The sequence below is a fragment of the Sphingomonas sp. LC-1 genome (assembly GCF_025371035.1).
Lineage (GTDB): Bacteria > Pseudomonadota > Alphaproteobacteria > Sphingomonadales > Sphingomonadaceae > Sphingomonas > Sphingomonas sanguinis_E.
The window spans coordinates 90,697-105,799 of record NZ_JANZXB010000012.1 but is presented as its reverse complement, the minus strand read 5'-3'; the positions used below and the strand labels follow the sequence as shown (position 1 = coordinate 105,799).

Below are 15,103 nucleotides of genomic sequence, written 5' to 3'. Positions count from 1 at the left end.
GATGAACGGTTCCCCTCGCCCGTCGGCCGCCATCATCGGCCCGCATGGTCCCATCGACCGTCGCGCGCCCTTGGTGTTGGCGATGCTGTTGCTCGTCTACATCTTCAACTTCGTCGACAGGCAGATACTGGCGATCCTGGCCGCACCGATCCAGCAGGAGTTGCGCCTGAGCGACGGGCAGATGGGGTTGCTGGGCGGCATCGCCTTTGCGCTTCTCTATTCGACCCTAGGGGTGCCCCTCGCCTGGCTGGCCGATCGGACCAGCCGAAGCTGGATCATCACCGGATCGCTGATCATGTGGAGCGGGTTCACCGCGCTGTGCGGACTGGCGGGCGGCTTCTGGCAAATCTTCGTCGCCCGTCTGGGCGTCGGGATCGGGGAAGCGGGCGGCGTGGCTCCCTCCTACGCGATCATCAGCGACCATTTCCCGCCCCATCGCCGCGCGCTGGCGCTGGCCGTCTATTCGCTGGGCATTCCACTGGGATCGGCGGCGGGGGTGCTGGCCGGGGGCTATATCGCCGCGCGGGTGGATTGGCGAACCGCGTTCATCGCGGTCGGGCTGGCGGGCATTCTGATCGCCCCGCTGGTCCGCCACATCGTCCGCGACCGACCCAATGCCGCGCCCCCTGAGCCCTCAGCCGACGCCCCGCGCTTTGCCGACGTCGCACGGACGCTGGCCGCCAAGCCGTCCTTCTGGCTGCTATCCTTCGGTGCGGCCAGCGGCTCGATGGTCGGATATGGACTCGCCTTCTGGCTGCCCAGCCTGTTGCGTCGAAGCTTCGGCCTGGACCTGGTCGGCACGTCACACTTCCTGGCCGCGATCCTGCTGATCGGAGGTATCAGCGGAATCGTGGCGGGGGGTCTTCTGGCCGACCGGCTGGGCGCGCGGGATCGGGCATGGTTCGGCTATCTTCCCGCCATCGCCTATAGCCTCAGCATCCCCTTCTATGCGGGCGGCATCCATGGCGGCGATGTGCGGATCGCCTTCGTCCTGTTCCTGCTGCCCCAGGCGCTGTCCCTGCTATGGCTGGGCCCGGTCGTATCGGCGGTACAGCATCTGGTGGCGCCCGATGCCCGCGCGACCGCAGCCGCGCTGTTCCTGCTCATCAACAATCTGATCGGACTGGGCGGCGGCATCTATGCACTGGGCGCGCTGTCCGACGCGCTGACGCCCGTTTATGGCAACGACGCGCTGCGACATTCGATGCTGTACGCACTCGCCCTTTATGGCATCGCCGCGCTGCTGGTGGGCCTTGCGGGACCACGTCTGCGCCAGGACTGGGTCCGCTAAGCCTCCTGCCATCCCCCGCCCAGCGCCAGGAACAGCCGGACCTGGTCGGTCGACAGCCGGGACTCGGCGGCGGCCAGCGTCTGTTCGGCGCTGATCGCCGTACGTTGCGCATCCAGGACCGACAGAAAGCCGGTTCGCCCGGCCCGGAACAGCGTTTCGGCATCCTTGGCCGCCTTGCTTGCCTGGGCATTGGCATCGCGAAGCGCGGCGGTGCGGTCCAGATCGCGGGCATAGACGGTCAGCGCGCTTTCGGTTTCGCGCAACGCGCCCAGGACCGTACCGTCGAAACGGGCATAGGCCGCGTCGCTCTCCGCCTGAGCCGCCGCGATACGGGCACGGACCCGCCCGCGATTGGGGAATTGCCAACTGATGAGCGGCCCCAGCGAGAATTTATAGGTGTCGCTGGACAAGGCCCGTTCGGCCAGGCCGACCGAACCGATCGATGCGCCGAGCGATATTTGCGGATAGAGCGCCGCCGTCGCCACGCCGATCCGCGCGGTGGCGGCGCGCATTTCCCATTCGGCGCGCCGCACATCGGGCCGACGCCGAAGCAGCGCGGCCCCGTCACCGATCGGAATGGGCTGTGTCAGGCGCGGCTCGACGGCGCAGGCGGCCGCCGTGCGGTCGAACTCGGCGGGCGGTCGTCCCGTCAACGTCGCCAGGCGATAGAGCGCCAGCCGCCGCGCCGCCTGCAACCCCGGCATGGTGGCCCGTACCTGCGCCTCCTGCGCCGCGGATCGGGTGGCGTCGAGCGAGATACCCCGGCCGCCGCGTACCAGCCGCCGGGTCAGGGCAGTGGTGCGCGACTGCAACGCCAGCGCGCGCTCCGCCACCCCGATTTCGCGCCCCGCCGAACAGGCATCGAGATAGGCTTGCGTCGTATCCGCGACTACCGTGACGCGCACCGCGTCATAGGCGGCATGGGTCGCGGCCAGATCGGCGTTCGCCGCCTCGACCGCACGGCGGACCTGACCGACCAGATCGACCTGATAAGAAATTCCGGCGGTGGCCGAATAGACGAAGTTGCTGGGCAACGGCGCGCCGGGGAGCAATTCCTCCTCCGCCGAACGCTGGGCATAGCCGGGCGCGGCCTGGAGACTGGCTTGAGGTCGACGGTCCTGCTCGACCAGATCGGCCGAGGCCTGTGCCCGCGCGATATTGGCGGCGGCGACACGCAGATCGGTATTCGCCGCCAGCGCCTGTTCCACCAACCGGTCGAGCATGGGGTCGCGATAGAGTTGCCACCAATGATCGGGCACGGGCTGAAGCGCCGCGAACGCCGCCTCGCCGCCGCCGACAAAGGGTGCGGTCGCGCTCGGCCTGTCGATCACCGCGGTCGATGGGCGATGATAGTCCGGCCCCACGGTCGAACAGGCGGCGAGCAGGCCGCTGGCCAGCAGCGCGGCGGAACGACGCAGCGTCATGCGTGCGCTCCCGCCTGTCGCGGCAGGATTTCGACGGTCGCGGTACGACCGACCACCAGCGTCTCTCCGGCGGGAAGGCGATCGATCGCCACGCGGACCGGGATACGCTGCGCCAGACGAACCCAGCTGAAGGTCGGGTTGACGTTGGCGAGCAGATTGGCGCCCGCGCTCCGATCGCGATCCTCGATGCCGCCGGCGATGCTCTGGACATGGCCGGTTATGTCGCGATCCTCGCCCATCAGGCGGACGCGCACGGGATCGCCGACATGGACGCGGGGGAGCTTGGTTTCCTCGAAATAGCCGATGATGTGCAGCGAACCGCGATCGATGATCGCGAATTCCGGGTGGCCGGCGCTGGCATAGTCGCCCGGCCGCAGGTCGAGGTTGCTGACCGTGCCGGCGACGCTCGCGCGGACCTCGGTCCGGGCCAGATTGAGCCGTGCGGTGGCGAGTGCGACGCGGGCCTGGTCGAGCGCGGCGGCGAGCTGCTCGACCTTGGCATTGCCTTGCTCGCGGACTTCTCCGGCCACCAGATCGCCCAGCGCGCGATTGCGCTGCGCCTCTCGCCGCGCCTGGGCCAGCTGCGCGATCTGGGATGCGACGGCGGCTTCGGCCTGCGACACCGCCAAGCGGTAACGGGGCGTATCGACGCGGAACAACGGGGTGCCGACGCTCACCTGCTGATTGTCGTGGACCAGAACATCGGTCACGAGACCCGACACGTCGGGCGCGACTTGGACGATATCGGCGCGGACCCGGCCATCGCGGGTCCAAGGTTCCGTCTCGTAATGCGCCCATAGGTGGCGCGCGGCGAACAGCGCCAGCGCCACCACGATCAGCGTCACGACGATGCGCGCCGCGACGCGCAGGGAGGGTTGCAGAGTCATAGGGGTTTCAACCGAAAAATGCCGAAGCGGGATTGCCGCCGGTGAGGAGGCCGGCGATCCCGGCCCAGAGGATGACGGTGAGCGCGACGTCGAACAGGCCGCGATGCCAGACGAAGCGGTAGAGACGCGCCTTGGCCAGCGCCCAGCCGATCAGTTCGGCCCCGACAAAGGCCAGGAAGGCCGCGATGAGCAGCGGATGGACGAACACGCCGAGCAGGTCGAGATCCCCCGTCATGCCGCCAGCCTCATGTTCGACCAGCCCGGCGCGGCAGGAAAGACATTGCGGCGCAGGCCGACCAGCGCCGCCAGACGTTCGGGGTCGCCCCCTTCGCTGCGGCTTTCCTCGATCGCCCCGTCAATCGCATCCAGGAGATCGGCTGGTGGCGAAGGGTCGCGTCCGTCCATCAATTGCCGGAACCAATATGCCAGCGAAGCCCGCAGAGCCTGTTGTTGCTCCCCCTGTGCGATCCGGGCCAGGCTAAGCCCGATCCGCAATTCGCGAAGAGCCGCCGTCGCGGCATCCTCGTCTTCCGCTTCCCCGACACGCCCCGCCAGCAAGCCTACCCGGTCGAGCATACGGCTCCGCCAGACCGGCAGTTGCGACGGACGCTCGACCAGCGCCGCCAGATCGCGCCACCCGGCGCGACGCAGACGACGGATCGCGGTGCCCGCCCCCATGCTGCGAACCAGCCGGGTCATCGTCATCGCGGCGACGATCCCGATCAACTGCGCGACGTTGCTGTTGAAGAAACTCGCCGCATCGACCGTGTAGAGGTTGGTCAATGCCAGGCCGCTCGCAAAGCTGATCTGCATCGGCATCATCCGCCCATACCAAGACGGAACCGCCATCATCGCGCCCATCAGCAGCAACGGCGGAGCGAGAGCGAGGCAAAGCATGGCGAACCCATTGATCGCCGGCAGGATCGCGAACAGATAAACTGCGGCGAGCGGCACCGAAAACACCGTCCAGATCAGGAACCCCCGTTGCGCCGGCACCGGATCATCAAGCGTCGCGAAGAAGCAGCAGACCACCGCCGCGATCATCGCCGCCACCGCTCCCTCGGGCCAGCCGGTCGCGATCCAGACCCAGCAGCAGCCCAAGATGGTCAGGAACGTCGCGGCCGCCGACAGCAGGCCCAGCCCATAATCGCGATGCAATGGCCGCCCGCCGACATGGGCGACAACCGGACGCAGAGCCTCGGGATCCGCCACCGCTGCGACCAGCGCCCGCGTCGCACCCAGCGCGCCGACCAGCTCATTAAGACGGATGCTGAGGTTGAAGACCAGCAAGCCTCGCCAATCCGCCGCCATCGGCGGTGTCGGGATGCGGGGCGCATCCAACGTGGGATCGAGCACCCATGCACGCACTTCCGCAACCGGAACCGACACATCGGTCGGCAACGCCCCCTCCGCCGAGAGGCTGCGAAGCCGGTCCTCCAATGCGGACACGAGCGGGATCAGCTGGACCAGTACATCCTGCAAACCCGTCAGCAGGCCGCGCGTCGGCCGGATGCGCGCGGTATCGAAGGGAATATGCGTCGCGGTGACGTGCAGATCAGTGACATCCGCCGCGAGCCGCCGCCGCTCGGGCGTGGTCCGCGCCGTCTCCTCGACGGCGAGTATGTCGGCAATCCAGCTTTCGGCATTCGCCAGGACGGCTTTGGCGCGCGCGCCATAGACGCCCGCGACGCTGCGCGGCCAGACCACCGAATGGATGATCGCCGCGCACGACACCCCGATCCCGATTTCCTGCACGCGAAGCACCGCCGTCTCGAAAATCGCCTCCGGATGAAGGACCGAGGGAAAGCCGATCAGCGCGGCGGTATAGCCAGCCAGCATGAACACATAGGATCGCGGCGTCCGGTCGAGCAGCGAGACGAACTGACACCCCGCCACCCACAACGCGAGCGCCAGGCTCAATAGAACCGGCGCATTGACCAGGGCCGGGACCAACAGCACGGTGACAAGGCCGCCGATCATCGTGCCGATAAGCCGGAACACCGCCTTGGATCGCACCGCGCCGCTCAGGGGCTGGCTGGTGATATAGACGGTGGCCATCGCCCAGAATGGCCGTTCCAGTCCCAGCGAAAAGGACACGAACAGCGCGAGCATCGCCGCCGCGAAGCAGTTGGCCGAGAACACCGTCTCTCTCAGGCCGATGCGGGGCATGGCGATCATTCCCGCTCGTCACCAAAAACGGCATAAAGATGATCGAAGACGCGGGTCGCCGCGACCAGATCGGCGTCGTCCACCCCGGCGAACAGTTCCGCCCGGATCGTCGCGGTGCGCTCTTCCACCTCGGCGGCCACCGCGCGACCTTCCGCGGTCACGTGCAACAACCGCGCGCGCTTGTCGGTCAGGTCGACTCGACGTTCGACCAGACCGGCCCGCTCAAGCTGATCGAGCAACGGCACCACCGACGGCGCTTCGACCCCCAACTGGTCCGCGAGCGCACCCTGCCGCATCCCATCTTCCGCCCGTCCGACGAGCATTACGGCCAGCGCCGACGTATGAGAAAGGGAAAGGCCCGCCAGCCCCTTGTCCAGGTGACGACGATAGGCGCGCGCCATCGGAACGAGCCGAGCGGAGAAGTTGCGACGAAGGCTGGTGGAATCAGACACGGCAATTTAGATAGATGCCTATCTATTTATTTGCAACCGTTGATCGATGTCCGTTTTCCTGACGCCCAAAGACGGCGGCACATGGTCGAATAGCCCGGTACCTCACCCGGTCGACGGAAAGTGGGTTACGGCCTCGCCCGCGATAGGGTATCGATTGGTATGTCCTCACGCAGTCCTTTCGAAGCCGCCTTGTCGAGCGGGCCTGCCGGGCCCTGCCCGGCCGCGGTTTCGGGATCGCGGCTTCCCCTGTTCCTGCAGGGCAGCGGAGACTGTGCGGATCGCATCGGACGTTACGATTGGACCAAGACGACGCTCGGGCCGATCGACGCATGGCCCGGCTGTCTGCGGACGGTGCTGGCGATGGTGCTCCGCTCGCCGGTACCCATGACGATGACGTGGGGCGACGACGGCGTCATGCTGTACAACGACGCCTATGCCGACATTCTGGGCGATCGGCATCCGCAACTGCTCGGATCCCGGATGGGGGATGGCTCGCCGGACGGGATCGCGTTCGACGATCGCGCCATGGCGGCATGCATGGCGGGGGAGACCGCGCAATATCGGGACCGGGAAGTCGTGCTGAACCGCAATGGTCGCCCGGAACCCGCCTGGTTTCATCTCGACTATTCGCCGGTCATCGATGACGCGGGAACGCCGGCCGGGGTGATCTGCATCGTCACCGAGACGACCGGGAGCGTCATTGCCGGGCGGCGTTCGTCCTTTCTGCTCAAGCTGGCCGACGACCTGCGCGCGCTGGAAGATCCGACCGCGATCATGGAGCTGGCGGCGGAACGGGTCGGCGGGCTGATGGGTGCGAGCCGCGTCTTCTATGCCGAGATCACGACGCGGGGGTGGATGACCGTCGAGCGCGACTATGCGCGCGGCGTGTCTTCGATCGTCGGGCGGCATTCGCTGGAAAGTTTTGGCCCGGACCTTTTGGCCGCCTATCGTGACGGTGCCCCGGTCGTGGTCCGCGACGTGGCGGGGGACGAACGGCTGAGCGACGGGGCTCGCGCCGGGCTTCAGGCGCGCGAGGTGGGCGCCTTCATCGACGTGGTGCTGTTCCAGGAAAGCGAGTGGGTCGGCCTGCTCGCCGTGCAGAATGCCACCGCCCGTATATGGAGTTCGGCGGAGGAGGACCTGGTCCAGGAGGTCGGCGAACGCGTCAAGGTCGCCATCGAACGTTGCCGCGCGGAGTCCGCCCTGCGCGAACTCAAGGGCACGCTGGAACAGCAGGTGATCGAGCGGACGGCCGACCTGCGACGCTATCACAATATCGTCGAGGCGACCTCTTCGCCCATCTGCGCCTTCGACACCGACTACCGCCTGATCGCCTTCAACCGGGCGCACCAAAGCGAATTCCGGCGCGTCAACGGGTTCGAAACACGGATTGGCGATGTCTTTCCCGACCAGTTCCAAGCCGATCAGGGCGCCACGATGCGCGCGTTGATGCAGCGTGCGTTGACCGGCGAGAGCTTCACCGTGACCGAAACGTTCGGGCGTCCCGAGTTCGGGACACCCGCCTGGGAGATTTCCTATACCCCGCTGCGCGACGATACGGGACGGGTGATCGGCGCGTTCCATCAGGCGAACGACGTCTCCGCCGCGCTTGCGGCCCGGGCCGAACTCGAAATCGCGCAGGAGGCCCTGCGGCAGAGCCAGAAGGTCGAGGCGATGGGCAGCCTGACCGGCGGGGTCGCGCACGACTTCAACAATCTGCTGACGCCCATTATCGGCTCGCTCGACATGCTGATGCGCAAAGGTGTCGGCAACGCGCGGGAACGGCGGCTGATCGATGGCGCCTTGCAATCGGCCGAACGCGCCAAGACGCTGGTCCAGCGGCTGCTCGCCTTCGCCCGACGCCAACCGCTTCAGGCCATTGCGGTCGACATGGCCCTGCTTATCCATGGCATGTCCGACCTGATCGAATCGACCGTTGGTCCTACGATCACGGTGAAGATCGACATCGACCCCGACCTGCCCCCTGCCCTGGCCGACGCCAATCAGCTGGAGATGGCGCTACTCAATCTCTCCGTCAACGCGCGCGACGCGATGCCGGACGGCGGCGAGTTGATCGTCACGGCTCAGAAATGCGTGGTGGAGGCGCATGACGCCGGGGATCTGTCCGCCGGTTCCTATGTCTGCCTGGGCGTACGGGACACCGGCATCGGCATGGACGAGGCGACCCGCCAACATGCGATCGAGCCTTTTTTCTCGACCAAGGGCGTGGGCAAGGGCACCGGCCTTGGCCTATCGATGGTGCACGGTCTTGCCGCCCAACTCGGTGGCGGCCTGACGATCGAGAGCGCGGCGGGCATCGGCACGCATATCGTCCTGTGGCTACCGCTCAGCGATCTGAAGGTGGAAGAGAAGCGACCGGCCGAGGATCGCGAGGCATTCAAGGTCCGCAATGGCGGTATCGTCCTGTTGGTGGACGATGAGGAGCTGGTTCGTCTCAGCACCGCCGACATGCTCGCGGATCTGGGATATGAGGTCGTGGAGGCCAGTTCCGCGCAGGAAGCGCTCGATCTCGTTCGGGGCGGGTTGCGGCCGAATTTCTTGGTCACCGATCATTTGATGCCGGGTGTCAGCGGCGCACAACTCGTCCGCGAATTGACGGCCCAGGTGCCGCTGCTCAAGGCACTGATCGTGTCGGGCTATGCCGAGACCCATGGGATCGACCCCAGCATGGCGCGGCTCAATAAGCCCTTCCGCAATGAGGAACTGGCGGCCAGCCTCTCCGCGCTCGAAACGCGGATGTCACGCCCCACTGCGGCCTAGGGCCACGATCCCCGGCCGCCCCCCCTTCAAACGGTAAGCCCGACGAAGATCGCCTCGGTCCGGCGGCGATCCTGTGCGGTTTCGAACGCCTCGTTGATCCGGTCCAGCGGGAAGCGATGGGTGATCAGTTCCTGCGTCTTGAGGAGCCCACGGGTCAGCAGGTCGAGAACTTCAAGCTGTTCCGCATGGATGTCGTGAAAGGCAAAGCTGGCGCTGGGAATCAGGGTGATCTCCGACATCTGGATGCGCTGCCATTCCAGCGGGATCGCGATCTCTCCCTCGTCGAAGCCGCCGACGATGATGACCCTTCCGCCGCGCCGGACCAGCCGTGTGGCGAGCGGCAGCGTTTCCGGCATCGACGTGCCGCCCGCGCATTCGAACACGATGTCCGCTCCGCATCCGTCGCTCATCGCCCGGATCGCGGCTTCGGGATCCTCTTCTTCCGAATGGACGATCCGGTCGGCGCCCAGCCGATCGGCCAGCGCCAACGCATGGGGCAGCGTGTCGATGATCATGACCTTCGCACCGCTTGCCTTGGCGAGCATCAACTGGCCCAGACCGATCGGCCCTGCCCCGATGATCGCCACCCGCGCTCCGATCGTCAGCCCCGACAGATGCTGGGCGTGAAGCCCCACGGCATAGGTGTCGAGCAGCGAGGCGTCGTCGTAACCGACGCTGTCGGGCAGCTTGTGGAACTTGTGCTGAGGTCCGACGACATACTCGGCATAGGCGCGCGAGACGCTGGCCCGGCGGGTAGGATAAAGGTCCGGGCAGCGATTATATTGCTGAACGCGGCACCATTCGCAGTGCCCGCAGCCCAGCACGGACTCGATCAGCACCCGGTCGCCCACCGCCACCCGGTCGACCGCAGCCCCTATTTCGACCACATCCCCCGCCAGCTCATGGCCCATGATGCAGCAATGGAGTTCCTCCTCCGCCTTCTCCCAATGGCGCAGGTCGGTGCCGCAAATCCCCGCCATACGCACCCGGGCCTTCACCCAGTCGTCGGCGGGCAGACTCGGTTCCTCCACCTCGGCTATCTCGAAACGCCCATTGGCGGTCTTGCGCGCGGCTTTCATGACGATACTCCTTCGGCAATCGGAATGACGTGAAGCCCCGCCCGGCCGATTGGGATTGTGCCCTTGCGGAGGCGGTCGAGCAGTTCGGCCCCGTCGCGACGCCCGGCATCCCAGCGCTGCCGCACCGACAGACCCGAAAAATCCATCGCCTTGCCCGCGACCTCCCGCTGTTGATCGGCATAGGTCAGATGGGCGAGCGTCACCCCATGCCGGCCGAGTGTCGGATCACGGTCATAACGATCCTGCCAGCGCGCGATCGTCCGCTGCGACTGGGCGGCAAATGCCAGGTTCTGCGCCCGTGCGATCATGTGTCCGATCGTCCTGTCCCGCGAACCCGATAGCGGCATCAGGTCGAGCGCGATGCACAGCAGCGGCTTATCACCAGGATCGGCAAGCACCGGGTCGAGCGGCAGATTGGCCGATAGCCCGCCATCGACATAGGTCACCCCTTCGATCGCCACCGGTGGAAAGGCGGGCGGCATGGCGGCGCTGGCGCGAATATGGTCCGGTCCGATCACGTCGCGCCGCGTGTCGAACACCACCTCCCGGCCGGTGTCGAGCGTCACGGCCTGGACCGTGAAGCGGACCTCGCCGCGATTCAACTCATCGAAATCGACCAGGCTTTGCAGCGTCCTCCCCAGTGGGGCGGTGTCATAGAGCGCCGGTTCACCACGAACGGCCAGCGCGCTGCCGAGCGGCGCGAACATACCGCTCCGCCCGGCGAGCATCGTCGCCATCGCTTCTCCACTTCGCCGCCAGGTTTCGAAGGTCTCTCCATAGCCAAGCGATGGGACCCGATCCGGTCGCCAGAGCGCCCGCAGCCGGTCGAGCCGATCGGCAAGCCGATTGCCCGCCAGGATCGCGCCATTGGTGGCACCGGCAGACGTCCCGATGATCCAGTCGGGCGAAACGCTGCCTTCCTCCAAAGCCTCATAGACGCCCGCCTGATAGCCGCCAAGGGCATTGCCCCCGGCCAGTACCAGGGTGACCCGGCAATCCGGCAGCGTCGTCATATGACAGGGACTTTCGGCGGGGTTGGGCGGGTCATGGGCATTGAAGGTGCAAACCGATCAGCGCGCGAAAGGTGGCATTGACGGTCCCATCATATCCAGCATTCTCAATGATATAGATCAGCGGTTGCTGGCCGGGGGCGCAACCCGCGTCGCGCATGGCACGTTGTGGTGTCCCGATGTCGCTCTTGCCCCAACCCGAGTTGACCGCCGCCGATCAGCAGCGTGGACTGCGGCTGTTGATCGTGGAAGCGTGTTTTTCCGGCGGCACGGCGGCGCTCACCAGCGGGGTGATCCTGACCGCCTTCGCTCTGCATCTCGGCGCGTCGAACGTGATGGTCGGCCTCCTCGCCGCCATGCCGTTTCTGGCCCAACTGCTGCAACTCCCTGCCATCCAGCTGGTCGAGCGATGGCGGCGGCGCAAGCAGATCGCGGTCGTCACCAGCCTGATCGGGCGGACGATGCTGGCGGTGATGGCGGTGCTGGCCTTTTCCAGTGGTACCACCGCACTCCTGCTCTTTCTGGCGGCACAGATGCTGCTCTGCGGACTGGGCGCAGTGGGCAGTTGCGCCTGGAATGCCTGGATGCGCGACCTGGCGCCGCAGGAGCGATTGGGCGAGGTCTTCGCCAAGCGCACGGTCTGGCTGACGGTCATCAGCCTGGCGCTGGGCCTTGCCGCCGCCTTGGCGCTGGATCGGACGCAGGCGGGATCGACGGCACGAGATATGGTGTTCGGCGCGATGTTCGGCGCCGGATGCGTGACCGGCCTCATCAGCGCGCGGATCGTTGCCAAGATGCCCGAGCCGCTGATGCCGCCCGCCCAAGGGACGGTGGATCTTCGCGCCCTGTTGAGCCAACCGCTAAGCGATCCCAATTTCCGCCGTCTGCTAGTGTTCGTCGCAAGCTGGCAGTTCGCGATCAATCTGGCGACGCCCTTCTTCACCGTGTTCATCGTCCGCCAGTTGCACTTTGCGGTCAGCTTCGTGCTGCTGCTCAGCGTCGCAAGCCAGATCGCCAATATCCTGGCCCTGCGGCTCTGGGGGCGGCTGAGCGACCGTTTCGCGAACAAGTCGGTGCTGGCGGTCTGCGCGCCCGCCTATATCGTGGCGATCGTCGCGATGGTCGGCGCGTCGCAACTGGAAGGTCGCACCATCGTCGCGCTTTGGCTGATCGCGTTGCACCTGATCATGGGGGCGACCATTGCCGGCGTGACCTTGTCGAGCACCAATATCGCGCTGAAACTCTCGCCCAAGGGGTCTGCGACCGCTTATGTGGCGACCCATGCGATCACCACCGCGCTGGCCGCGGGCATCGCGCCGATCCTGGGTGGCTTGCTCGCGCAGTTCTTCGCCGCCCGCCAGTTCGAACTGGTCGCGCGATGGCGCAGCCCCAATGGCGTCTTCACCCTGCCCGTCACGCTGACCGCCTGGGACTTCTACTTTCTGATCGCCGGATTGATCGGCACCTATGCCATTCATCGCCTGTCATTGGTGCGCGAGGTAGGGGAGATCGATTGCAGGGCGATGGTCGGACAATTGTTCAACGAGACGCGCCGGACGATCCGCAACATTTCCTCGGTCGCCGGAATGCGTGCCGCGACCGATCTGCCCGGCGCTCTTTTGCGCGACGCACGGCTTCGTATCCGGCTCAAACGGGCGCAGCAGGCGCGAGGGATGTGAATGCACTGACTCAGGTTACCAACCTTCTGTTTTGTAACGACATTGCTGGAACTCCAACGCTTTTTGGCCGGTTTCTCGACCACCCTTTTCCCTTGTCGGAGTGGTCCCATGCCCCGAACGGCAACCGCCGAGACGCTGCCACCGATCAGCCCCCATCTGCTCGAATTGCGCGAAATGCTTCGCGCCGCCCCCAAGCCGCTCGGTCAGTTCGCCATCGGCGAATTGACGGTCGACATGCAGCGGACGACGGACTCCATGTTCGCGATCATCCGGCGCGAAGGGCGCGGCGGCCTGGCGGTGCGCACCGCCTTTCTGCCGACTTCTTTCGAATGCCATGCGGAAGAGGCCGGACCAGGCGAAGCCGCCCGATTTCGTCTGACCAGCGCGATGGGCGAGCACATCGTGACCTGTGTGGCGGACCGCAACGCGGTCGAGCGAGTTCGGATCATCACCCGCTTCACCCCTGCCCAGCCCACTATCCTGCCCTTCGCCCCGCGCGACCTCTATCCGCTGGGCAGCGGCGACGATCCCCTGAATGCTGTCGGACAGGTCGAGGCCTCTCAGCGTGGGCTGAACACCGGGTTGCTCTATTTCCGGATCGAGGAACCGGCGTTCGGCAATGTCCTCTATATCCAGAACCTGACCGCCTCGAACGACTATTTCCGCGCGACCGGCACCGTGCCGCGCGAAGTGGTGGCAGGGGCGTGGCCCGAACTCGGCTATGCGCTGCCCGTCCCCGATCCCAAGTCCGACCCCGCCGAGGTGGCGCTGGAACCGCGGAAGACCATCACCCTGTCCGACGTGATCCTGGTCTTTCGTCACGAGGCCCCGCCGCACGAGCGCGAGTCCGCACGCCAGTTCATCCAGATGCTGGACAATGCCTATGATCTGCTCGATCCGCCGCCGGTCGCGTATCGCGACTGGATCGACCGCGCCGAGCGCACGCTACGCGATCTGGAGAATGCTCCAGAGGCGACGATCCGCCATTATGGTCACCGTTACATCCACCCCTATACCGGTGCCGAATATCCCGACATCATGGTCCAGATGACGGTAATCGCCTCGCTGCACCAATGGGGGCGCTGGCGGGGAGAAGCAGTGCCTTTAGAGGCCGAACTGAAGGCGGGTCTGTCGCGTTTCTACGACGACAAGCTGGGGACCTTGCGGCGTTACCTGCCCAATGTCGGGGAGGACAAGGATGCCGATGCGGTCGATAGCTGGTATCTCTATCACCCGCTGCTCAATCTCGGCGGTCTGGCGCTGCTCGGCGACGACAAGGCGCGCGAGTTGTTCCTGAAATCGCTCGACTATGGCGTAAAGGCTGCGCGCCATTTCGAATATCGCTGGCCGATCCAATATGACGTGACCGACTTCTCCGTCATTACCGAGGCGGCGCCGGTCGACGGGCGCGGACAGACCGACGTGGGTGGCGTCTATGCCTGGGTCATGCTGCTGGCGTTCGAGCTCACCGACGAGAAGACCTATCTGGACGAGGCGCGCGCGGCGATCGACGCCGCCATCGGCCTGCGGTTCAACATCAATTACCAGGCCAATCTGACCGCCTGGGGCGCGGCCGCCTGTATGCGGCTGTGGCGGATCACCAATCGCGACGTCTATCGCGAGCAGAGTTACGTCTATCTTGCCAGCTTCCTGCACAATGCGGTGATTTGGGACAGCCACATCGGCCATGCCGCGTCCTACGAGACGTTCATGGCGGTCACCTGTCTCCAGGATGCGCCCTATATGGCCTTGTACGAATGTTTCGACAGCGTCCTGGCGTTCGAGCAATATCTCAATGACGGCGGCCCCGACCTGGAGCCCGGGGCGCGGATGCTGATCGACGAATATTGCCGCTATGCGCTGTCGCGGGCCTGGTTCTACTATCCCGACGCGCTGCCCGCCGAGGCCATCGCCGAGGAACAGCGCGAGGCGAACGGGCATATCGATCGCACCCTCTCCTTTCCCGTCGAGGACCTCTATCCCGACGGGCAACCCGCCGGACAGGTGGGGCAAGAGGTCTATGGCGCGGGCGCCGCCTTCATCTTCGCATCGCGGGCGTTCCACCATGTCGATGGCGCGCCGTTCCATCTGTACTGCGACATGCTGGTCGGCACCGTGGAGCGGATCGGGGATCGAACCCTGTCCATCATGCTCGACGGCGGGGAAACACGCATCGCCAATCTCCGTCTCGTCCGGCTGAAGCGTCGCAAGCTAACCGACAGCAAGCTCAGCACCGCCAGCGGCGACATCATCGCGCCCGATGCGACCGACCCCGATCGCATCGATTACCGCGTCCCCGCACAGGGACGCCTGATCCTCACCTGGGAATGA

11 protein-coding genes are annotated in these 15,103 nt (G+C 66.1%); 4 read left to right on the top strand and 7 right to left on the bottom strand.

Annotated features, from left to right (window positions below):
• Positions 1–82: 82 nt before the first annotated feature.
• A complete protein-coding gene (locus NZL82_RS16165; protein ID WP_261270806.1) occupies positions 83–1,291 on the top strand; it encodes an MFS transporter in 1,209 nt (402 codons plus the stop codon).
• Here the strand turns inward: NZL82_RS16165 and NZL82_RS16160 are convergent.
• The 5 genes from NZL82_RS16160 to NZL82_RS16140 are packed head-to-tail and all read right to left on the bottom strand — an operon-like array spanning position 1,288 to position 6,223.
• Positions 1,288–2,715, bottom strand: a complete 1,428-nt coding sequence (locus tag NZL82_RS16160; protein ID WP_261270779.1) for an efflux transporter outer membrane subunit — start codon at positions 2,713–2,715, stop codon at positions 1,288–1,290. The two genes, NZL82_RS16165 and NZL82_RS16160, sit on opposite strands and share 4 nt — an antisense overlap.
• Entirely contained in the window at positions 2,712–3,602 is an 891-nt protein-coding gene (locus NZL82_RS16155) for an HlyD family secretion protein (protein WP_261270778.1), read from the bottom strand. The genes NZL82_RS16160 and NZL82_RS16155 overlap by 4 nt, the downstream gene beginning before the upstream one ends.
• 7 nt (positions 3,603–3,609) lie before the next feature.
• Positions 3,610–3,837 (bottom strand): DUF1656 domain-containing protein, encoded by a 228-nt coding sequence (locus NZL82_RS16150; RefSeq protein WP_261270777.1) that lies wholly within the window; start codon positions 3,835–3,837, stop codon positions 3,610–3,612.
• Entirely contained in the window at positions 3,834–5,780 is a 1,947-nt protein-coding gene (locus tag NZL82_RS16145; protein ID WP_261270776.1) for an FUSC family protein, read from the bottom strand. Before NZL82_RS16145 ends, NZL82_RS16150 begins: the two co-directional genes overlap by 4 nt.
• The gene (locus tag NZL82_RS16140; RefSeq protein WP_261270775.1) at positions 5,777–6,223 is read right to left on the bottom strand and encodes a MarR family winged helix-turn-helix transcriptional regulator; all 447 of its coding nucleotides are present in this window, start codon (positions 6,221–6,223) and stop codon (positions 5,777–5,779) included. Before NZL82_RS16140 ends, NZL82_RS16145 begins: the two co-directional genes overlap by 4 nt.
• A gap of 189 nt (positions 6,224–6,412) precedes the next feature.
• Here NZL82_RS16140 and NZL82_RS16135 point away from each other — a divergent pair, with 189 nt between their 5' ends.
• Positions 6,413–9,004: a PAS domain-containing protein gene (locus tag NZL82_RS16135; protein ID WP_261270774.1), complete on the top strand. Its 2,592-nt coding sequence runs from the start codon at positions 6,413–6,415 to the stop codon at positions 9,002–9,004.
• A gap of 26 nt (positions 9,005–9,030) precedes the next feature.
• On the opposite strand, the gene NZL82_RS16130 is transcribed toward NZL82_RS16135, so the two are convergent.
• Positions 9,031–10,083 (bottom strand): zinc-binding dehydrogenase, encoded by a 1,053-nt coding sequence (locus tag NZL82_RS16130; protein WP_261270773.1) that lies wholly within the window; start codon positions 10,081–10,083, stop codon positions 9,031–9,033.
• Positions 10,080–11,096, bottom strand: coding sequence for a patatin-like phospholipase family protein (locus NZL82_RS16125; protein WP_261270772.1), 1,017 nt, complete (start codon positions 11,094–11,096; stop codon positions 10,080–10,082). Before NZL82_RS16125 ends, NZL82_RS16130 begins: the two co-directional genes overlap by 4 nt.
• 176 nt (positions 11,097–11,272) lie before the next feature.
• Here NZL82_RS16125 and NZL82_RS16120 point away from each other — a divergent pair, with 176 nt between their 5' ends.
• Positions 11,273–12,772 carry an MFS transporter gene (locus NZL82_RS16120; protein WP_261270771.1) on the top strand — a complete coding sequence of 500 codons (1,500 nt, stop codon included), beginning with the start codon at positions 11,273–11,275 and terminating at the stop codon, positions 12,770–12,772.
• 108 nt (positions 12,773–12,880) lie between these two features.
• On the top strand, positions 12,881–15,103 hold the full coding sequence (locus tag NZL82_RS16115; protein ID WP_261270770.1) for a hypothetical protein: 2,223 nt from the start codon (positions 12,881–12,883) through the stop codon (positions 15,101–15,103).